The sequence below is a fragment of the Paenibacillus sp. J22R56 genome (assembly GCF_056269375.1).
Window position 1 is genome coordinate 72642 of record NZ_JBWDNV010000002.1, and the last position, 21557, is coordinate 94198.

17 protein-coding genes are annotated in these 21557 nt (G+C 45.7%); 14 read left to right on the forward strand and 3 right to left on the reverse strand.

Annotated features, from left to right (window positions below; all coding sequences use genetic code 11):
• Positions 1 to 35: 35 nt before the first annotated feature.
• The 3 genes from AC0YNT_RS04110 (at position 36) to AC0YNT_RS04120 (ending at position 2119) form a co-directional block, all read left to right on the forward strand.
• A complete protein-coding gene (locus AC0YNT_RS04110) occupies positions 36 to 269 on the forward strand; it encodes a hypothetical protein (RefSeq protein ID WP_167280006.1) in 234 nt (77 codons plus the stop codon).
• Positions 270 to 312: 43 nt separating this feature from the next.
• The gene (locus tag AC0YNT_RS04115; protein ID WP_167280007.1) at positions 313 to 615 is read left to right on the forward strand and encodes an iron-sulfur cluster assembly accessory protein; all 303 of its coding nucleotides are present in this window, start codon (positions 313 to 315) and stop codon (positions 613 to 615) included.
• Positions 616 to 706: 91 nt separating this feature from the next.
• The gene (locus AC0YNT_RS04120) at positions 707 to 2119 is read left to right on the forward strand and encodes a PDZ domain-containing protein (RefSeq protein WP_475803480.1); all 1413 of its coding nucleotides are present in this window, start codon (positions 707 to 709) and stop codon (positions 2117 to 2119) included.
• A gap of 327 nt (positions 2120 to 2446) precedes the next feature.
• On the opposite strand, the gene AC0YNT_RS04125 is transcribed toward AC0YNT_RS04120, so the two are convergent.
• Complete coding sequence (locus AC0YNT_RS04125; RefSeq protein ID WP_475803481.1) at positions 2447 to 4507, reverse strand: LTA synthase family protein; 2061 nt, start codon at positions 4505 to 4507, stop codon at positions 2447 to 2449.
• 21 nt (positions 4508 to 4528) lie between these two features.
• On the reverse strand, positions 4529 to 5665 hold the full coding sequence (locus tag AC0YNT_RS04130; RefSeq protein WP_475803482.1) for a THUMP domain-containing class I SAM-dependent RNA methyltransferase: 1137 nt from the start codon (positions 5663 to 5665) through the stop codon (positions 4529 to 4531).
• Positions 5666 to 5790: 125 nt separating this feature from the next.
• On the opposite strand from AC0YNT_RS04130, the gene AC0YNT_RS04135 reads away from it, so the two are divergent.
• From AC0YNT_RS04135 to AC0YNT_RS04150, 4 genes are all read left to right on the forward strand, one after another.
• A complete protein-coding gene (locus tag AC0YNT_RS04135; RefSeq protein WP_475803483.1) occupies positions 5791 to 6417 on the forward strand; it encodes an O-methyltransferase in 627 nt (208 codons plus the stop codon).
• A 187-nt stretch (positions 6418 to 6604) separates the two neighbouring features.
• Positions 6605 to 7165, forward strand: a complete 561-nt coding sequence (locus AC0YNT_RS04140; RefSeq protein WP_475803484.1) for a type IV pilus modification PilV family protein — start codon at positions 6605 to 6607, stop codon at positions 7163 to 7165.
• Positions 7098 to 7664: a prepilin-type N-terminal cleavage/methylation domain-containing protein gene (locus AC0YNT_RS04145; RefSeq protein ID WP_475803485.1), complete on the forward strand. Its 567-nt coding sequence runs from the start codon at positions 7098 to 7100 to the stop codon at positions 7662 to 7664. The genes AC0YNT_RS04140 and AC0YNT_RS04145 overlap by 68 nt, the downstream gene beginning before the upstream one ends.
• 12 nt (positions 7665 to 7676) lie before the next feature.
• Positions 7677 to 9446, forward strand: coding sequence for a hypothetical protein (locus AC0YNT_RS04150; protein ID WP_475803486.1), 1770 nt, complete (start codon positions 7677 to 7679; stop codon positions 9444 to 9446).
• A 69-nt stretch (positions 9447 to 9515) separates the two neighbouring features.
• On the opposite strand, the gene AC0YNT_RS04155 is transcribed toward AC0YNT_RS04150, so the two are convergent.
• Positions 9516 to 13718: an Ig-like domain-containing protein gene (locus AC0YNT_RS04155; protein ID WP_475803487.1), complete on the reverse strand. Its 4203-nt coding sequence runs from the start codon at positions 13716 to 13718 to the stop codon at positions 9516 to 9518.
• Positions 13719 to 13979: 261 nt separating this feature from the next.
• Between AC0YNT_RS04155 and AC0YNT_RS04160 the strand changes: the two genes are divergently transcribed.
• The 7 genes from AC0YNT_RS04160 to pilO all read left to right on the forward strand — a co-directional run bounded on the left by AC0YNT_RS04160 (position 13980) and on the right by pilO (position 21409).
• Positions 13980 to 15644: a GspE/PulE family protein gene (locus AC0YNT_RS04160; protein WP_475803488.1), complete on the forward strand. Its 1665-nt coding sequence runs from the start codon at positions 13980 to 13982 to the stop codon at positions 15642 to 15644.
• Positions 15645 to 15709: 65 nt separating this feature from the next.
• Positions 15710 to 16756 (forward strand): type IV pilus twitching motility protein PilT, encoded by a 1047-nt coding sequence (locus AC0YNT_RS04165; RefSeq protein ID WP_475803489.1) that lies wholly within the window; start codon positions 15710 to 15712, stop codon positions 16754 to 16756.
• Complete coding sequence (locus AC0YNT_RS04170) at positions 16756 to 17964, forward strand: type II secretion system F family protein (protein ID WP_475803490.1); 1209 nt, start codon at positions 16756 to 16758, stop codon at positions 17962 to 17964. The genes AC0YNT_RS04165 and AC0YNT_RS04170 overlap by 1 nt, the downstream gene beginning before the upstream one ends.
• Before the next feature lie 65 nt (positions 17965 to 18029).
• Positions 18030 to 18473: a competence type IV pilus major pilin ComGC gene (locus tag AC0YNT_RS04175; protein WP_475803491.1), complete on the forward strand. Its 444-nt coding sequence runs from the start codon at positions 18030 to 18032 to the stop codon at positions 18471 to 18473.
• Between the two features lie 78 nt (positions 18474 to 18551).
• Positions 18552 to 19307 (forward strand): prepilin peptidase, encoded by a 756-nt coding sequence (locus tag AC0YNT_RS04180; RefSeq protein ID WP_475803492.1) that lies wholly within the window; start codon positions 18552 to 18554, stop codon positions 19305 to 19307.
• A 16-nt stretch (positions 19308 to 19323) separates the two neighbouring features.
• Positions 19324 to 20817 (forward strand): pilus assembly protein PilM, encoded by a 1494-nt coding sequence (gene pilM / locus AC0YNT_RS04185; protein WP_475803493.1) that lies wholly within the window; start codon positions 19324 to 19326, stop codon positions 20815 to 20817.
• Entirely contained in the window at positions 20810 to 21409 is a 600-nt protein-coding gene (gene pilO, locus AC0YNT_RS04190) for a type 4a pilus biogenesis protein PilO (protein WP_475803494.1), read from the forward strand. Before pilM ends, pilO begins: the two co-directional genes overlap by 8 nt.
• Positions 21410 to 21557 lie beyond the last annotated feature (148 nt).

Sequence of the window (21557 nt, forward strand, 5' to 3'; positions counted from 1 at the left end):
AATTGTCGGCAAAAGTAATGAAGGTGGTGTGCCTCATGCGCAAATGGTTATCGCTTCGGCATTGGAGAAATACTTTTGTCCGAATATACAAGCTGTTAATCGCAAGAGATGTCGCCATAATCGACAAACTGCTTTTTCTTGTGCCGGTTATCTTGTATTGGGTGCTTCCCGATGCGCTTCCTTTTCTCCCGATTGATGATATTGCAGTGACGATGCTGCTCGCAGAATGGTTTGCCCGCAGAATGGAGAAGAAGTATAATAGACTGTAGGTAATGTTACCCATCGGCCGACCATTAAAAAGGAGTGTAAATCATGAATATCAAAATCACGCGCAGTGCCGCTAAAGTATTAAAATTAGAGCTGGACAAGCCTGAACATGAAGGCAAAAAGCTTCGTGTATACGTAACACATTCACATGGTGACCATGCTCATTATGGACTAGCGATTGACGATCCTAATGAGAAGGACATTGTTGTTTCGACGGACAAAGAGATCGACGTTATCTTGGAAAAGGATAATGATTTCCTCGACGGCGTTCGCATCGACTACTTCTATACACCAGAAGAAGGCTTTGCTGTAACAAACCCTTCTAAAGGCAACAACGGTGAACACTAATAGCAGGAATAGATACGATTAGAATGGAAAGACTCAACAGAGATGTTGAGTCTTTTTTTGAATATTATTCCTTAGGAAGTTGGTGTACCCGATGCTTCGCCATGCTCGTTATTATTTTGCAGGGATTGCCTGTGTGATCTTGTATATTCTTGTTGCGGAGCTGATCTGGCTGCCTGCACCACTTCGATTATCTTCTGGCCGTCTGTGGATGGATATGATCGACGAGCTTCTGTATGGTCTGGCGATTATTCCGCTATTATGGGGGATTGGCGCAGCGCTTGGTGTACGTAGGCTGTGGAGCTCTCGCAGTGGAAGCAGAAGATGGATGCTGTTCACCGTTCGGTGTATCCTTGTTGTAGTAAGTATCTTAGGCTTTGTGTTTGTACTGGTAAAACCGGATGATTTGATTATCGAGCTTGTGGTACTCGGAATCGGACTGATCATAGTGTTCGTTGATCTAATATGGAGTGACGCCATATACAGAAGGGTTGCCAACAAGGGGAGCAGGCTCAGATGGCCATGGCGAAGCTTGGCTTGGTTGATTGGAACGGTACTTCTTTTCTTATTGTTTGCCTTTCCAACCTCATATAATGTCACGTATCCCGGTCTTACGATGGCGATGAATCGATATGCCCATGTAGATGGCGGGAAGCCTGAGGGGAGCATTAGCGGCGTTCTGGTGTTTGAACGTATTGCAGTGCCGGCCGATTGGATATATAGCAAGCTGCTGCCAATGTATACCTTCGAACGGCGGAGTAAGGATGAGCCACCTTTAACAGATTCGTATACCGAAGTCGTTCAGATGAAGCAAGGGGCAAACGATGTAGCAGGTGCCATTGCGATGGGGAAGGCTGGCCTTGGGAAAGGAATCGAGCTGACAGGAGCCAGAGTGCTTGGTGTTGCCGAAGATGCTCCAGCAAAGTCATTTATTAAGGCTGGAGATGTCATTGTGGCGCTTAATGGGCAGCAAGTTAACAGCATCGATGAGATGACGACTTATATGATTAATCATGTCACTCCTGGTGATGAAGTGAAAGTAACATTACGCCGGGGAACAGATACATTAACGGTTGAATCGCCAACCGGTGAAGCAGAGGCGGTAGAGGACCTTCCAAAGCGTGCAGTCTTTGGCATTGGGGTAGAGAATGATTGGCATGCGGATATTCCCCGCGAGATTGAGTACCGACACTATATCGCGCATATAGGCGGCCCATCTCATGGGGCTATGCTTACACTGGCACTCATTGATCAATTGACCCCAGGCGGGGTGACGAACGGCGTACGGGTGGCTGGCACCGGTACAATCGAGCCGGATGGCTCCATTGGCATGGTTGGCGGCATTCCACAGAAGGCATATGCGGTCAGCCGTACGGATGCCGATGTGTTCTTCGTACCGGCGGAGGGACTTGCTGAAGCACGATCTGGTGCACCAGATCTGAACATCGTGCCAGTAACGACAATCGACGAGGTGCTTGCTTGGCTGAAGGCACATCCGCGGAAATAGGGTGAAACCAAGCAAGACGAACGATATAATCAACCTGATTCCCCATAGAAGTACTTGGTTGGATTCCATTCAACCAACAGAGGTTAAGGAGAAGAGACTACTTCTACGTTGGATTTCGTCCAGCAAAATCCCCCAATCGTGGCTGTAAACGCCAAAACGAGCGGAATATGCGGGACGAAATCCAGTGTAGACCAAGAGGCTAGGCGGATATGTAAAATGATGTTGTATGTAATCCAGTCTGGCGATGGTGTGGAGAAGGTATATAAAAGGGCTGTCCTATCGGTTTGTATAACCGATAAGACAGCCCTTTTATGATTAGGTGCTGCGCTACTTGCCCGCGCCGTTGGTATTGGCGGCGGTTGCTTCGCCGCCGTCCGCGCTTGCCTCTACAGCGGCTGCGCGGAAGGATGCAATCAAATCGTGCTGCACGATTTGATCAGACATCGACAACTCGGTGCGTGCGTCTTCGACCGCACCGAGGCATTTCCCTACATCGCCCAGCGCATTCGCTGCGATGTTCCAGCACTTGCCGTTGCCTGCGACCGCATCGCCGGAAGGCATATAGTAGACGGTGCCGTCGGTGAATGCGCCGTTACGTTGAACGACCAGCTTGCTTTGCGGCTGGCTCGTAATAAGCGGCTGACCAAGTAAGGTCATGTCAGCCGTGGAGATGCCAAGCAAGTGCAGAATCGTTGGCGTTACATCCAGCTGGCCGCCTACATTTGTATGCGTGCCGGCATATTTGCCATCTGGCAGATGGACGATAAACGGTACTTGCTTCAAGATCATTTCTCGTTGCAGATCGCTAAGCGGCTGCCCAAGGAATTTCTCGAACAAGCTCCAGTCCCGGATGGAATTGTCGTGATCGCCGTACATAGCGACAATCGTATTGTCCCATAGTCCTTCTGCCTTCAAACGGTCAATGAAGGTTCCAAGCGAAGCATCGACATAATGGATAGCCTGCAAATAATCACCCATAAGGGTGCCATCCAGCTCACCAACATTAAGCTTCTTCTCAGAATCCGGCATCGTGAATGGGTAATGGCTCGACAGCGTAATAAGGAACGAGTAGAACGGCTGCTGCTGCTGAGCGATAATATCAGTAGATTGCCGGAAGAACGAAGTGTCTCCAAGCGACCAGCCGATAGGCTCGTCGATTTGGTAGTTCTTTTTACTATAGAACGTGTCGTAGCCTATATTCGCATACATCGTATTCCGGTTCCAGAAGCCGCCCTCATACGCATGGAATGCAGCAGTCGTGTAGCCGTTATTTTTAAGCGTGTCTGGCATACAGTTGTACTGATGGTTCGCGTATTGAATAAATACGGAACCACTCATCATCGGCTGCAAAGAGCAGTTGCTCAGGAAGTCCGCATCCGAGGTTCGGCCTTGAGCCGTCTGATGATAAAACTGGCTGAAATAAGCACTTTCCTTCACCAGCTTATTCAGATTTGGTGTGATTTCCTGACCACCAATCGATTTGCCGATCATGAAGTTTTGGAAAGCTTCCATTTGCACCATAATAACATTGCTGCCTTTGTATTCCCCAAATGTAGGGTCGGATTCAAGCGATTGACGGTTGTCGCCGCGAGCTTGTGTCCAGACAAGTGCTTCTGCTGTTTCCTCAGCTGAAGCCTGCTCGGAGTCAACCCAGTGCAGCTTCGCGTACCGGTAAACATCATAGCCGTGGAAGCCTACAATCCCAGTTACGTTATAGAGCGATACATTCCACCAGTTGCCATCAAAGAGGCCAAGTGCCCATGTCTTTTTGGCTTCATTAACGTTGCCGATGGACATCGTCATCCCGATTGCGAAGATCGCCGCACTTACCGTTACTCGAATGACGATTTTTCGCCAGATCGGAGGGCGCTTGGAGGAGTATCCGAATTCTTGCGTATCCCGGCGAAGATCAGACCGGCCTTTGAAAATCACATAGACTGCAAACGGAATAATAAGCAGCCAGTCAATGGCAAGCAGAAAATCTTTCGCATGGATCAGCGTACCAATGCTTTCACCAAGCGAATCCACCTGATTCGCCTGAAGAAGTACAGGTACCGAGATGAAGTCCTGGAAATACCGGTAGTAGATCAAATCCGCATACATGATGAACGATAGCAAGATATCCAGTACGATTAAGGCAATAATTCGGCCTCGAGCAGGCAGCCAGAACGTCCAGAACGTGACTAGAGCCAGCGTACCAATGGCTACGACAGTGTCGTAGCCATCCATATCCATATTCGGGACATGAACTAATCGGTTGAACCAGAGCTGCTTTAACAACATAACAACAAAAAAGAGTGAAACGTCGACGCCCTTCAAGCGATTCAACCATTCAAGCGTTGAACGCACAAGACGGCGTGCGGCGTTATGTTCGGTATAGCTTAACATATATAGTAAAAATCCTTTCCGTTATTTCCGTGGAGGCAATGGACCAAAGAACTGATAGTAGGTACATTCGATGCGTCCGTTGAACAACTTCCTTTTTTTATCCGCTGGCTTGCCAAAATAATGCTCCATGCTCTTCGATGGAGTAATCGAGAAGAATGACCACGTTGGCAAATACAGTGCAGATCGGCCGAATTGCATCATCGCCATTTCCGCATCCTTATCATCGCCAAGCCGTTCGCCGTATGGCGGGTTTGTGATGATGACGCCATAGTCGCCTTCTGGCTTCATCTTAGCAACAGGCTGTACTTTCAGTTTAATATCTTTGGCGAAGCCTGCTTTCTTCACGGCAGCTTCAGCGATCTCAATCGCGTGTGGATCAATATCGGAACCGGCAATTTGCAATGGAATATCGTCCTTCACTGCATCAAAGGCTTCCTCGCGTGCCTCATCCCACAGCTCATGAGGAACTAGCGGCCAGCCTTCTGCGTTAAACGAACGGCGAAGCCCTGGGGCAATGTTCCAAGCCATCATTGCAGCTTCTATTAGAATAGTGCCTGAGCCGACGAACGGATCATACAGTGGCCGCTCAGGAGTCCAGCGGCTGAGATCAACAAGCGCGGCAGCCATTGTCTCACGGATTGGTGCTTCTGTCGATACTTTACGGTATCCCCGCTGATGCAGGCCAATCCCTGTCGTATCCAGCGTGACCATGGCCATGTCATTCATTAGCGTAACTTCGATGACATAGACGCCGCCGTCTTCATGGAACCACTCAGTACCGTAGCGTTCCTTCATTTTCTCAACTACGGCTTTCTTCACGACACTTTGGCAGGCAGGAACACTTGTCAGCTGGGACTTCTGGGAGCGTCCGTTTACAGGGAACTCACCATCCTCCGGAATCCATTCCGGCCAATCAAGCGCTTTTGTTCCTTGGAAGAGTTCTTCAAAGGTAGTCGCTGGGAACTCGCCCATATTTACAAGGATGCGTCCTGCAGAGCGAAGCCACAGGTTCGTGCGGCAAATATCAATCGGCTGCCCGGTGAAACGGACGCGTCCGTTCTCCACCTGGAGGTCTGTATAGCCGAGATTTTTCAGCTCGCGAGCAACAACCGCCTCCAGCCCCATCGGCGCGGTTGCGATCAGATTAATTGTCGTCATTATTTCTATTCTCCCCTTACCTGTGAAAACTTGAGTTGTATCCACACGGTCAAAATCATACAATCAAGTATAGGACAAACAGGGTAGCTTTTACAAATTGTAAAAATAGAGAGGTTGCGAGAACATTGACAGATGAGCAATATGTAGACGGACTGTATGGCGAGGATAAGCAGCTGGTCCATACAAAAAAAGGAATTGCCGACCGCGGCATGCCTGATATCTCAATAGCAGACGGGTACGGCAGATTGCTTACAATGCTGGCAACAATGTCAGGGGCAAAGACCGCGCTGGAAATCGGTGCGCTTGGCGGCTACAGCGGGATTTGTATCGCACGAGGGCTGGCAAGCGGTGGTCTTCTTACTTCATTAGAATTGAAGCCTGAGTATGCGGAGGTTGCGAAGACGCATATGACAGAAGCGGGCTTTGGCGACTCCGTTGAATATATGGTTGGCGATGCACGTGAAAGCCTAGTGACGCTGAAAGAAGAAGGGAGAAAATTTGACTTCTTCTTTATAGATGCCGACAAAGAAGGTTATCCGGTTTATCTGGAGCATGCAATTGCACTCTCCAATCCAGGAGCGATTATTATCGGCGATAATATCCTGCTGCGTGGCCGTACGACTGACCCGGCGAAGGAAGGACCGTCGGTTAAAGCGGTTCGCAGCTTTAATGAGCAGATTGCGAGCGATGAGCGCCTGATGAGCACAGTGCTCCCGGGGTATGATGGTCTTGCGATTGCGATTGTGAAGTAAATGGAGTGGAAAAGCGGTGAGGGAGGTATTCCTTCACCGCTTTTTTTGTGTCAATTAGAGTAGTTCATAAGACTTATCAATATCTATTAAACTATGAAAATAGTATCATGTTTCGTGGAAAAAATAGCTAATTTATAGTAAGATGGAATTAGTTTTACTGTTATTTTAATAGAACGTAGGTGCTGATATGAAATGGATTCGAAATGGCACTAAGGAATCCGGTTTAACCTTGGTGGAGGTATTGGCTGCGCTTGTTATTTTATCCGTCGTCAGCTTGGCGTTAACCTCCTTTTTCACGAATGCACTTACTTATGCGAAAGGTAACCAAAGTAAGACGGTTATGGTTAATTTGGCGAGAAATGCGTTATTTTACATGGAAAAGCAGCCTTTTGCACCGATTGATGCCTATTTTTCAGATGCTGCAAATACGGAAATTACTTGTGGTGAAACCTGCAGTCCTTCGGTTAGTCAGCTGGTAGACCGGTCGAGCTTTAATGTGCTCCAGCAGGTGCTGAATCCTAGTATTAATGGCGTGCAGTATAAGGTTTCAATTATCTATCAGAGATCGATGCATGAAGCGATGTTGAATGACAGTGATGATCTCGTTAATCTGAATGAGCCCGAGAGAGACAAGATGGCCAAGGAACTGCTGCCTGTTGTAGTGAAGGTGGTGAGAGCGGATGGCAAATCCGGTGCCCGGAATACAGCTGAAGTGGAGGGATACATCGCCAGTGAAAGGGTCCGTTAATAAAAGACGCGGAGAACGGGGATTTACCTTAATTGAGCTTATATCGGCATTGTCTCTGTTATCGCTCGTTGGAGGATTGATATTTACGGTGATCCTCTACGGAATAAATACATATGGCAAGATTGAGACGGAGAACTCCTTGCGGGATGATGCCGATTTGCTTATGTCATCGGTAATCACTGAGCTCTATTCTTATGCGCCGGATTTCATTAGTGCAGATGGCAACGGCATCAAGTTAAAGACGGCAACGGAAGAGAAGCTTATTTATATGCGTGACCATAAACTTCACATTGGTACCCGGACTGTTGATACACAATCGGATGTCCTTATTGAAGGAGAAACAGGAGTGCAGTCGAACGCTGGATCCAGCATTAGTCTGAAGTGCAGCACAACGGCCGAGAAGTGCAGCAGCGGTCTGATCACGATAAAGCTTGTATTGGAGCAAGATCACAACAGGCAAAATCAGCAGCTTACTCTGGAAAGTAAATTCGGGTTTTAGGAGGAAGGTTGCATGGTGAAAGATGAACGCGGCTATGCGCTAATTATGGTGTTGTTTATGATTCTGCTGCTCACCATACTCGGAACGGCCGTAGTCAGCTCGACCATAGGTGGTGCTACCCGCGCTGAGACAAGGGAAGCGGATGTTCAAAGCCTGCATTTGGCAGAGAAGACTTTGAATGAAGCTGCCTCTTATCTCGTGACGAATTATGACGGGCGAGAGGATTTGACCATTACCGAGCTTGAGAGCTTGATGGATAATGTTGATTTTCTAAAAGAGGTTAACACCAATACAGAATATCCTGTGGAGCTACATGCTAGTGGCAAAATTATTTCCGTAACAGCCTTGAAGATCGGCAATGACGCTCAGAACGGGTATTCCGTTAATCTGATTGCTGAAGCTGAGGTTAATCATGTTATAAGAAGATTAGAGCAAGAGGTGCTGATTGAGGCTTATCCGGATTTTCTGAATTATGCTTTTGGATCTGAGAATAATGTTACGATAAACGGTGCTTTCTACGCACTTGGCAATATATATGCAGGCAAAGAATTAAAGATCGATAACTATGCGAAATATACGTATAACAATGATCCAACCAAAAGCAAAGAAACAAAATATCCTTCTATAGACGGAAGTGTGTATGTGCAGTCTATGGATGCAGTCCGGGTATATGATCGTAATCTTCGCCAATATCGTTCGTTTGCTGAAGCCGGGAAAACTTTAATGGATATACTGGGTGTCGAGAACAACCAAGTTCAACTAAAGGATGAGCAGAAATTCGTATCCATTAATGTTGCGGAAACCTTTATTGATAAGGCTACTGCGGCTTCAGGCAGAAACCGAGTTGATATAAAGAGTGCTATCGATTATGCCATGTCCAATCAAGGCCAGCCTAACCGGTTCGATAATTTTATTAATGTGCTGAAGTCAAGCGCTGCGCTAGAGGTTATAGGGGCGCCGCCTGAGGAACCAGCTCTTCCAACCGATTTGGATGATGAAGCTGCGAATCTGAAGTATGAGGAAGACATGGCGACTTATAACACCTATTTCACTCATTTCTATTCCTTGTCGAGTACTGCTCTTTATAATGGAAGTTTGACTTTGGACGGCATTGCGATAAAGCGGCTTGAGTACACTGACCTAGCAAAGAACGATGACAAGTGGTTTATTGTAAATGGAGATTTAAATATTAACAATGCTAACCCAGCAGAGGTATTGAAGGTCAAGGCAAATATGCTTGTAACCGGGAATGTTTATATTAGCGGAAAAGTACTTGTAGACTCCACAATCTTCAGCTTAGGCCAGACCACGGTAGAGGACGCCGAAATTAAAGGAATTGTGGAAGGAAGCAGCCATCAGCAGCTTATCTTGATCTCAAAGGGGAAGGTACTGCTTAACAAAGTAGATAAATTTAATAATAGTAATGGTGCTTACCAGCCGGGAGATAGTGAAGCTAACAATCCGAAAATGCTGGACGCCTTTTTCTATACAGATGCTGATGCAGAACTGTATGGAGTAGGCTCATTACTATGGATTAACGGAGGGTTTTTCTCCAAGGGTGATCTCACAATAAATGCAGTGCTGGGTAATGCTTATGAGGACACCGGGGCAACCGATATTCGATTTGACTCAGAGCCGCAAGCGAGTCTAAGCAAGGATAACTCCAGGTTTATTATTAATTACAATCAGAACCTGTTCAAGGACCAGTATGAAGGCTTGCCTCGTGTCAAACAATTAAGTGTAGAGGTTCATAAAAAACGGCTGGTAACGTCATCGCCATAAATTCATTAAGAAACAAAAGCCCCGGTAGAACGCTTAAGCGTTCTACCGGGGCTTTTGTTTCTTAATTTATTAGTATTTGGAGCCTGTCGTACTCGAAGTTGTTGGCTTCTCTACCGTAACGGTTGTTGTTGCTTTCACAGTGGAGTCGTAACGATAGGTCACTGTGATGGTCGCTGTTCCTGGCTTAACGGCTGTGATTTTACCGGTTGTTGCGTCGACCCTCACAATAGTGGAGTCACTGCTAGTCCAGGTCAAACTATCTTTAATATTTGTTTTGCCGGCTTTTGGACTAGAAGCAAGAAGGCTGAATAAATCCAATTGTTCACTTACTTTGATTCGATAGCTTGATTTCAGTTTTAACGTTACCTTATTAACCGTAACGTTCTTTGGATCTGAGGTATATGTTCGTCCACTATTTGTTTTGACTGTAACCGTTACTTTTGCCTCTCCGGCTTTGATTCCTGTAAGGCTGTAGGAAGAACCTGAGGATGTGCCTGTTACATTATCCTTCCCGGCTGCGTCCACTGTCCAAGTATACGAATCAGTGGGATCATTGCTTCCAGATGTCATTTCAGCTGTAAAAGTAATGCTCTTACCCAAATCAACTGAAGATGGGCCAGATAAGGTTGGCTTTGGTTCAATGACAGAGATGATTGTGCTTCCGGTAACGTCGCTGCCATCGGTTGCTCTAGCCGTGACTGTCGCATTGCCAACGCCAACAGCCTTGATCAATGCCGTATTATTCCCTAAGTCCGTAACGGTAAAATAATTGGGATTGCTGCTAGGAAGCCAGCTTACCGCTGTATTGGAGGCATCCGAAGGGTTCACAACTGCAGTGATTCGGTAAGTTTCACCAATAACTAGGGTTGTGCCGGTCAGATTAATGGATTCTACCTTTTTGTAGATCGTTAAGGTGACGTCCTTCGTATAGGTTCCTTTTTCGGTTGTAACGGTTAAAGTTACGGTTGCCGTTCCTTTGTTTTTACCGGTAATGATGGCAGTGCTGGTTGAAGCGGAACTGGAATCGATACTTACATTATTGGAGTTTGAAGTCCAGCTGTAGCTTTTTATCGTATCGTAATCAACTGTGAACAAACTGCCTGTTAAGCTAATCTCTTCACCAGCTGCGACTTTATCCGGCCCCAGAATGTTAAGGCCTGGTTTGATTACTGTAATTGTGGCTCTTGCTGTTAAGCCGCTGCCATCCGTTGCTGTAGCTGAGACGATAGCTGTACCTGCTTTAATACCAGTAATGATTCCTGAGCTGTCAACGGTAACAACACTCGTATTATCGGATGTCCAAGTGAAGGTTGATCTATAGGTTGCATCCGCAGGGGTAACCACTGGAAGCATCTTACGAGTGTCACCAACTAATAAAGACGTATTCGGCAGGCTAAGCGCTGTGATACGAGTTAGAGCTTCTAGTACACTCACCGGGAAGCTTAAGGTACGTGCAGCCTGATTACCCACATCACTATAGGTAAGTTTTGCATCTTGCAGCGAATATTGTCCGTCTTTTTTCGGCGTTACACTAAGTGTAAATGTTACTGGAGAAGCGATATAGTTATTGCCGCTTAAGCTGTATGTGATATTTGGAATCGTACCTGAAACGGTTATACCGCTCGAAGAAGTGCCAGAAGCCCTCAAATAGGACGGCAGACCGCTTACCTCGAGATTAGCAGGCAGTTTCTCGTTAAACGTGCTTGTAATCGTCATATTGGATACGCCGGAGCTTTTTGCAATAGGCTTCGGAGTGATCGTGTACGTGTAGGTGGCTGCTGTATTCGTTTGGATTCGTCCGTCAACCACATTGCTCGACACGGTACGATTTAGCTCGATATTGGATGTCACTTTTTGGATTTTTACAGGAATTGATTTTCGTGCTTCTGCCCCGCTTGCGTCCTTGGCAATAATCTCAACGGTCAGATCGCCACCGTTTGGAAGCGGATTAGTAACCAATTTATTTATCGTCCCGCCTGCAGCTATTTGTTCATCTGTCACTATGTTATGAGACTCTCCGCCATAAATAAAGTTAACCGATGTTTTAAGCTTACGATCTAATAAATCAAAGTCATCGACTTGATAGTTCACAAGAACATCTTGATAGGATGGAATAAAGTTGTTTGCAGCCGAATCGTAAGCAATTGGGGCGTTGACCGTCAACTGCGGCGCATGGTTTGAGCCGAGATAAGCGCGATACATCGTATTGACGAACAATTGCTGCTCCCAGTCAGGGAATTTACTGTTTGTATGGCCGGAACCGGAATACGTTACATTCCCTTTGGAATAGGTGTAGTACGAGTTCCAGCTATCACCGGATGTTCTGCTGCCACCGGACATGTTGTACCAAGGAATTACAGTCGAGTCTTCAAGATTCAATGTGTAGTATTGGTTGTGAGTTGTGGCAACTTGAGTTGTATCACTAAGCTTGAACGGGAACTGTGTCAGGAGTCCGTCATTAACCTTTTCTGTTGTTGTAGAGGATTGTGGTGCACCAAGACCAAGGTCTGTACGCGGTGAAATTTGACCTGTGATAGCTTGGAATTTATCTAACCAATTTCGACTGTTCGAGTTATTGCTGTTATAGATCGTATCATGGGTGAACATGACGCTCTGACCGGTATTAATGAATTGAATAACAGCCGTTGCTGCATTATCGTTAATCGGCGCATTATTGTTATAGATGTCGCCGAAGCCAAAGATAAGCATATCGTAAGTGCCATTTAAAGTTTTATAGCCAGTGCTGTTGAAATCATTCATATCCGTTACATCTATCGTAATTCTATAAGCATCTTTATTATTGCCGCTTGAAGGAACTAAGTAAGAGGCGTTCATATTTGTTGTTGTCTTCAAGCTGCTGGCTTTGCTGTCTGTTGGCATTACTTGCAGTACTTTGATGTTAATCGTCTGATCTTGGAAACGGTATACGCCGGATTTAATATCTTTCAGCTTGCTGTTGAAATCAACTACTTCGAGCCTCCAATACTGTACACCGGAATAACCTTTAGGCAGAGTGTAGGTAATGGATCCAGTAGTGGATGTGATTTTCTGATTGGAGGCAGCTAACTGTGCAGCTCCGAAAGGAAGCGAACTATCAGTGCCAATATACAAGTTGACGTCCAGGTTCTTTTTGCTAATATCACCAACATTGCCGATGGAATAACCAAAAGTCAGCGTTCTGCCAGTAATATATTGTTTGGTCTGATCAGCCGTATAATCATCTGGACTGCTTGTAATGGTTAGTTGTGGACGAAGATTACCGGTTTGCAGAAGATTTGTTTTGTTCAAGAAATTGTTTGCTGACGAGATATCTGTTGTACCAACGATGACAACATTAGTAGTATTCGAATTCGATGACAGATACTGGTCGAAATTCTTTTTAAGAAGACCATCAGCTTCTTGTTTATCAAAGCCGCTTGTACCATTGCTAAAGAGAATAACGGGTAATCCTTTTTTGATAAAATTGTTTGTAATTTCATCTGCTTTTAATTGAGTAATATCATTTTGGATGCTGGTGGTATTATGATTGTTGCTTTGTTCTGTTGAGCCCTGTGTCTGGGCACTTAAGAGGGTAGTACTATAAGGCTTCTTAGAACCTGTGGTCGTTCCTTTTCCGATGTAGATCGCATCGTATTTACCATCCAAATAATCGCGGGAAGCGACAAATTCCTTCATGCTGTATGTATCAATGGAAAGGAGGGGGCCGAAGATTGAACTTAGATCGGATTGTCCAGATTCGGTCACTTCCAGGACTTTAATAATATCTACCGTTGTTGTACCGAGGGTAAACCAAGTTGAGTCATCCGAGTTATTGCTGGTATTTACAAATAATTTATTGTCGGATACGGAGATATACCTTTTTTCGTCGTTTAGTGATTTTTTGGTTTGGAAAGAAACATAACCGCCGGTGTCTACTCTTGTGAATTTCTCGTTGTCTGTAAGAGAAGTTACGTATTTAACGGTCAAGGCGGTATTCCGGGCCGTGTAGCTTAAATAATAGCCGCTTAGTTTGTTCCTAATGGAATAATAACCATCGCTCCCCTTCACAACATCAAACATCTCCATATTACTGACTGCAGATGCAGAAACGGTAACGGTCGTATTATTTGCAGTTACAAACTTGCTATTGTCTGCGGATTTCAACGTGCTCGCATTTCCCGTTCCTGCTGCAACAGCTACTTTCACTGGCTGTCCTATTGCTCCTAAGATGAAAGTGAAGAGTACTACAACTAATAGCCCTAAAATGTTCACATTTTTTCCAATCCGTCCCATAGTTCTTTCCTCCTATTTATGATACTTTATGTCTAGTTCATTTTGCCTAGTGAAATGTGAGGGAAATCTTGTAATCTAGCGTTAAATCGCTATAATCAGTGTAAGTCAGCAGGTCTATAGTTGCAAGTTTTAAATATATAAATATTGCCAAAAATACCTTTCTACACTAGAATGAATAGGTATATAGACCCTTCTAGCATCGACCTGATAATATATCGATCTATTTGTCAAATGATATAGATGAGAATGGGGCTGTTGTATATGGTAGCGATTAAGAAAAGACTAGGAGACCTGCTTGTTGAGAGCGCCATAATTTCCGAGGAGCAGCTGCAGAAGGCGCTGCAGGAGCAAGGCAAATCTAAGCAGAAGCTTGGCGATTTACTGATCTCGCAAGGCTACATTACCGAACAGCAGCTTATTGAAGTATTGGAATTCCAGCTAGGTATCCCTCACGTCAGTCTTTATAAATATCAGATTGATCCAGCAATCACCCAGATTATCCCCGAAAGCATGGCTAGACGTTATCAGGCAATACCGCTGCAGAAGGATGGCAGCAAGCTAATGGTGGCGATGGCAGACCCCTTAGATTACTTCGCGATTGAAGAACTGCGAATGAGTACTGGCTTCCGCATTGAACCGGCAATTTCCAGCAAAGATGAACTTCAGCGTGCAATTGCAAGACATTATGGGCTGCAGGATTCCATGAGTCAGATGATGGTTGATCTCTCCGCTCAAGAAGAGATTCGCGAAACAGAGATTACCGACGATGATTCTCCTGTTGTACGTCTCGTGAATCAAATGATTCAACAAGCTGTTCAATTAAGAGCATCCGATATTCACGTTGATCCGGGCGAGACTAGTGTTGCAATTCGTTACAGGATTGATGGTGTATTAAGAACCGAGAAAACCGTTCCGAAGCAGATGCAAGGTTTCATCACCGCACGTCTTAAAATTATGGCGCGTCTCAATATCGCTGAACGGCGGCTGCCGCAGGATGGCAGGATGAAGATGCAGGCTGATTTCAAGACGGTCGACATTCGTGTATCTTCTCTTCCAACTATTCATGGGGAGAAAATCGTACTCCGGCTGTTAGACCTCAGTACGGGGGTTAAGGCTGTTGATCAATTGGGTTTTAATGGCCACAATGTGAGTGTTTTTAAGGAAATGATCGAGCGTCCGTACGGCATTCTGCTTATAACGGGTCCTACGGGAAGCGGGAAGACAACAACCTTGTACTCTGCCCTCAATCATTTGAACGGGGAAGATACCAACATCATCACGGTTGAAGATCCGGTGGAATATCAGCTCGAAGGGATTAACCAGGTACAGGTCAACCCGCAGATCGGACTGACATTTGCAGCAGGTCTTCGTTCCATTCTTCGTCAAGATCCAAACGTAGTCATGGTCGGCGAGATACGGGATACGGAAACGGCCGAAATTGCCATTCGGGCTTCCTTAACTGGTCACTTGGTATTGTCGACTCTTCATACGAATGATTCGGTAAGCTCTATCACTCGGTTCCGCGATATGGGGGTTGAATCTTATTTAATTGCTTCCTCACTCATTGGTGTTGTTGCTCAGCGTCTTGTGAGACGGGTTTGTAATGATTGCAAGAAAGCCCATGAGCCAACGGAACAGGAACGATTCTTCTTGAAAAGCAGGGGAATGGATGTTGATGTCCTATACCGGGGAAGCGGCTGCGGCAGCTGTGGTAGTACAGGCTATCGGGGCAGGGTAGCTATTCATGAGGTGCTCCTAATTAATAATGAGATTCGTGAACTGATTACGAACGCTGGGTCTTTAAGCGATCTTCGCGAAGCTGCTTCCAAGCAGGGGATGATTCAATTAATGGATGATGGCTTAGATAAAGTGCTTAAGGGCATTACCACGGTGCAGGAAGTTCTCCGCGAGACGGTTGCCAATTAGGCAGATGCTTACGAAGTAAGAATCGCCACAAAAAGCATGTGGCAATTCTTTTTAGGAGGACAGCTATGCAGCATAACGAACAGATTGTGAATTGGCTGAGACAAGCCCATGAGAGTAAAGCTTCGGATCTTCATATCTCAGTTGGTTCCAGGCCAACAATGCGTGTAAATGGAACTCTTCGGGGAATTGGATCGGAAAATGTTGCAGAAGCAGAAGCGGAAGCGATGGCCTATTCCTTGTTGAATGAGGAACAAGCGAGGAATCTGCGTTCATTCGGAGAAGTGGATTGCTCCTACAGTTTGCCGGGATTATCTCGCTATCGGCTGAATGTTTATAAACAGCGTGGGGTTTTAAGCATTGCAGCAAGAACGATCCCTACGAAGATTCCGTCATTCGAGCAGCTTCAGCTTCCGCCTTCGATAGTATCACTCACGAATAAGCAGCAAGGCTTGATCCTTGTCACGGGGCCGACCGGCAGTGGTAAGTCGTCAACCTTAGCAGCATTGATCGATTATATGAATCGCACTCAAGCTAGACATATTGTGACATTAGAAGATCCTATTGAGTTTTTACATACAAGTCAGACATCTATTATTGACCAACGTGAAGTTGGTCAAGATACACAAAGCTTTGCGAGCGGCCTGCGTGCTGCATTACGCCAAGACCCTGATGTCATTCTCGTTGGTGAAATGCGGGATCTAGAGACAATCTCCGCGGCTGTCACGGCAGCTGAGACAGGACATCTTGTATTGGCTACCTTACATACGACAGATGCCCCGCAAACAATTGATCGGATTATTGATGCTTTTCCCGGCCATCAACAGGGGCAAATCCGAACGCAGCTTGCATCCGTGCTTGTGTCGGTCATTTCTCAAAGATTAATCCCTAACAGTAATGGTGCAGGCAGGGCATGTGCGACAGAAATCCTGATGAATACACCGGCAGTGTCGAATCTGATCCGAACCGAAAAGGTTCATCAGATTCGCAATGTGCTGCAGACCAGCCGTGCATTAGGTATGCACACACTGGAGATGTCGGTAAAGGAGCTGCTGCATGCCGGAGTCATACATCCAGCAACGGCTAAGCCTTATTTGGCGGAAGGAGGTCTGTAATGCCTCAGTATAGTTATCATGTAAAAAGCATCGGAGGCAAACAGTTAAAGGGCAAGTTGTCTTCCATGGACAGGACTTCAGCTGTTGAGGAGCTCCGGAAGCGCGGTTTGACAGTATTATCGGTGGAAGAGATTCGCAAATCAGCTCTAACAACCGAGATCTATATCGGCAATCCGGTCAAAAGCATTGATTTTATTATTTACTGCAGGCAGTTCTCAACCTTGATTAATGCTGGAGTGACTATGGTTGAAGCGACCACCATTTTATCCCAGCAGACGGAGAGCAAGCCGCTTAAGAAGGCACTGGCGGAAGTGAGTTCCGCACTGCTTAGAGGAGTCTCATTCTCTCAGGCTGTTACGGAGCATAAAAAGATTTTCCCCCCGTTATTTGTTAGTATGATCCGCGCGGGCGAAGAGACAGGGGATATTGTCGGGACACTTGACCGGCTGGCGTTGTTCTTCGAGAAAGCACATACGACGAAGGAAAAGATTAAGTCCGCGATGACCTATCCGTCCGTCGTAGGGATCATGGCCATTGGAGCCGTCATTTATTTGCTGCAGGGCGTCGTGCCGCAATTCGTTACGATGTTTGCTTCGTTTGATACGGAGCTGCCAGCCATTACAAAGCTTGTTCTTTCACTCAGTAATAGCATGTCTAATCAATGGTACATCTGGATACTCAGCGTGATGCTCTTCATTATCGCGTTCCTGCTGTACCGTCGAACGGAAAAAGGCAGATATGCGATCGATTATGCAAAGCTCAAGATGCCTGTATTCGGTAAGCTGGCGCAAAAAGGGGCTATTGCACAAATGTCGAGGACGTTGTCTTCGCTCTTTGCAAGCTCCGTGCCTGTGCTGCAGTCGTTAACCATTGTTGAGGAGGTGGTAGGCAACAAGGTAATCGGCCAATACATCAGGAAATCCGGAGAGTCGCTTCGCCAAGGAAACTCCTTATCGGAGCCGTTCAAGAAGGCGTGGGTATTCCCGCCACTTGTGACGCAAATGATCGCGGTAGGCGAAGAGACTGGATCACTAGATCAGATGCTATCCAAAATCGCGGACTTCTATGAGATGGATGTAGATAACACGGTAGACCGACTCAAATCGTTAATTGAGCCACTGATGATTGTGTTCTTGGCCGGCATTGTCGGATTCATCGTTATGGCGATAATTCTCCCAATGTTCACCTTGTACTCCAATGTTGGATAGGTGAGGAATTAGGGGCGAGAAACAGGATAGAAAAAAGAGGATACATAATTGAGGAGGAAATTGAAATGAGAAAACTACTGAAACGTCTAAAAAAAGAAGAAAAAGGCTTTACCCTGATCGAGCTCTTGGCGGTTATCGTAATCTTGGCTGTGATTGCAGTTATTGCTATTCCTTTGATTGGTAAAATCATAGATAATACGAAATCGGATTCTAATGTGGCTACTGCTCGTCAAGTTTATGATGCTGCAAGATTGTACATTACAGGAGAAAAAGATGGTGCTATTCAGGATGTAACAATAGGGGAACTTTTCACAGCTGGATATTTATCAAGTGACACAGTATTACCGAGCACTAAAGCGAAGATAACTAGTGGTACTGTTGACTTTGATGCAAGTGGTAATTTAAGTAGTGTTACTCTTAAAACTGGAACAGGAACTGGAGAGAAAACTGTAACAATTGATGATTCAGAAGTTCTAGATGGCAAAGCAAGTCCGTCTCCAGCTACTTAATAAATAATTTAAAAAAAATTATCTAGAGCCGGATCATCCGGTTCTAGATAAACTTTAATTTGAAAGTGAACCCACCATATGATCCTATTTCTCTCCATCTATCTTTTCCTTTTAGGAATTATACTAGGCTCCTTCTATAACGTCGTTGCTCTTCGCGTTCCATTAAAGCAATCCATCGTATCGCCGCCTTCACGCTGCACAAGCTGCGGAAATCGGCTGATGCCGCGCGACTTAATACCCGTACTCAGTTATCTTTTATCACGAGGCAAATGCCGTCATTGCGGTACTCGAATATCGCCTCTTTACCCGCTAGGTGAGCTAGCGACAGGGCTGCTGTTTGTATGGATCTACTTAACCTTTGGCTACTCATGGGAAACGGTAATAGGGCTGCTGCTTGTCAGCTTGTCCGTCATTCTTACTGTTTCTGATTTGAAATATATGCTTCTGCCAAATCGCATTTTACTTGCTTTCGCTCCTGCTTTTATTTTGCTTTGCTGCTTGTTCCCTCTCGATTCTATCGGGAGTCACCTTTGGGGTGGGATTGCAGGAGGCGGCGTGCTGCTGCTTGTTGTTATTGTGACAAGGGGCGGGATGGGGCTTGGGGATGTGAAGCTGCTTATGCTGCTGGGATGGGTGCTTGGCTGGTCCAACCTCATTCCTGCGTTTATGATCGCTTGTCTGCTTGGAAGTCTTGTAGGGGGTATTCTTATTTTCTTCAAAATCGTAGAAAGGAAGCAGCCGATACCATTTGGTCCCTTTCTGCTTCTTGGGGCATTGCTCTCATTCGTTTATGGAAGCGATTTGATCGATTACTACCTTTCAATTATGAATTAATGGGATGTGATGATGGATGCTGGGGAGCAATAAACAATACGGTCTAACGATTGATCATGGCGGAGTCCGCTATGCACAGGTCAAGAAAAAGAAAAAAGGCTGGGAAATCGATAGAACCGGACTATTACCGTTTAACGATGACGTTATACTCGAGGATCAGTTTAAGGGTGTTGATGAGCTTCGCGGCAGGCTGAAGGAATGGGTGAAGAAGGAAAGACTTTATGGCAAATCCATTCACTTATCTATTCCGACTTCCCAGGTGATAATTAGGAAGCTGCAGATCGCAACGGTTAATCCCAAAGAATTGGATCAACTGATTGATCTTGAGGTGGAGACGGCGCTGCATCTGCCATTCCAAAGTCCGGTCTATGATTATATTGCAGCGGGATCGGAAGAGCAGTCGACTAACATTCTGTTATATGCATCCCCTCAAAATTGGATCAAGCAGTGTATCGAGCTGCTGCAAAGTGCAGGTTTAAAGGTAAGGCATGCTGAACTTCCCTCGACCGCATTCGCCAGAGCGATTCAAGCGCAATATAAAGATTCGCTGGAAGACACGATACTGGTGCATTTGGATGAAGCCAATGTAGAAGTGTATATGTTCCATGAAGGCAATCCTGTATTTATGCGTGTGATTAATGAATATGATTACAGCGGTTCGGAGGACGGTTCCTTTACCCCGGAGCTAATCACTAGCATTAATGCGGAGATCGCCCGCTTACTGAACTTTTATCAATACAGCATCCATGATGGACAAGCTCGTATTAATCAGGCGATCATCGCAGGTGCAAAGCAGGGGCGTAACCAGCTTGCTGCGGCTTTAAATCAGGCTCAACCCGATATGAAGGTAGAGACGATTGAACTGCAATCGTCCACACGTAAGAAATCCAGGCTGCGGGCTGATGAGTTTATTATCCCGTATGGTCTAGCTATTAAAGATAAGAAAAGCAAAGCCATCAATCTTATGCCGGTAAAAACCAATCATGCGAAGCGGATTCCCGTGAAGCTGATTGCTGCTTTTATGGTTTGGCTGCTCATTTTAGGGGCTATTCTAGCTTGGTATATGAATAATTCCGCCCAGATCTCCGATTTAAAACATGAAGCACAGGTGCTGCAGGATCAATCCACGCTGCTTGAGCAGCAGATGACCAAAATAAATAGCAGTGCCACTCATGCAAATGATCCGCAGGCCGTCATAGCAGCAATCACATCATCTCGACAAGATGCTGTAGCGGTGCTGAATGAGCTGAATAAGCGTCTGCCTGCTGGTGCAAGCATAGCTACAATTGCTTACAGCAAGCCAGGTTCCATTACGATGTCAGTTAAATTAAATGATCTGAAGTCCATATCCGATTACTTGGTGAGCTTACGAGCGATGCCTTTTGCCGGACAAGCATTACTTCAAACATTTGCTAATAATAACGGGCAATGGCTTGCCAGCTATGAAGTGAATTGGGTTCAAGCAGCTGTTGCGAAAGAGCAGGAAGGAGAGACGAACACCAATGGATAATGTCAATAACCGCTCAACTCCGCTAATTATTGTGATGGTGTTATTCTTAGTCCTTCTGTTACTTTATGTATACGTGCTGCTTCCATCCAATTCTAAATTAACAGACCAGCAGTCACTTGTAGATGAGACGGCCAAACAGGTGCAAGTCTTGCAAAAAAGTATCGAATCCAAAGGAGAAGCGGCTGACCTGCCGGAGAAAGATATTCAGGCGGCGCTCCCACTATGGGATAATTCGGAGCAGCTCGTTCTTTCTTTGAGAGACATTGGAGGCAGAACCGGAGCACAGCTGAACAGTGCAACCATGACGATCGTGGACGGTAATCAGATTCAGAGCCTTTCAAGTGAGGCAGAGTCTCCTTTTCCAACTGTAAAAGAGGTTAGTGTTCATGTTTCTCTCCAAGGCTCCTACAGCCAGATTAAAAACTGGATTGATCAGCTGCAGAAGCAGCAGCGTATCATTGTTGTCAATACATTTAACTTGGAGCAGGCCGAAGGTGGTTTTGATTCGGCTGAGCTCGCTTTCACTGCTTATTTTGACCCATCCTATCAACTCATGCTGAAAAATCCGATTTTACCGGAAACAGCAAAATAAAGTATAAACTTCAATCACTAAGATCGGTGTACACTATCCTTCTGGATAGAAGCAGCCGGTCTTTTTTATTTCCAATTTTCATCGGGTCTTCATGCAGGAAAAGTTCGATTGTCATACTATTGTCATAGGAAACAAAGGGAGAGCGGTT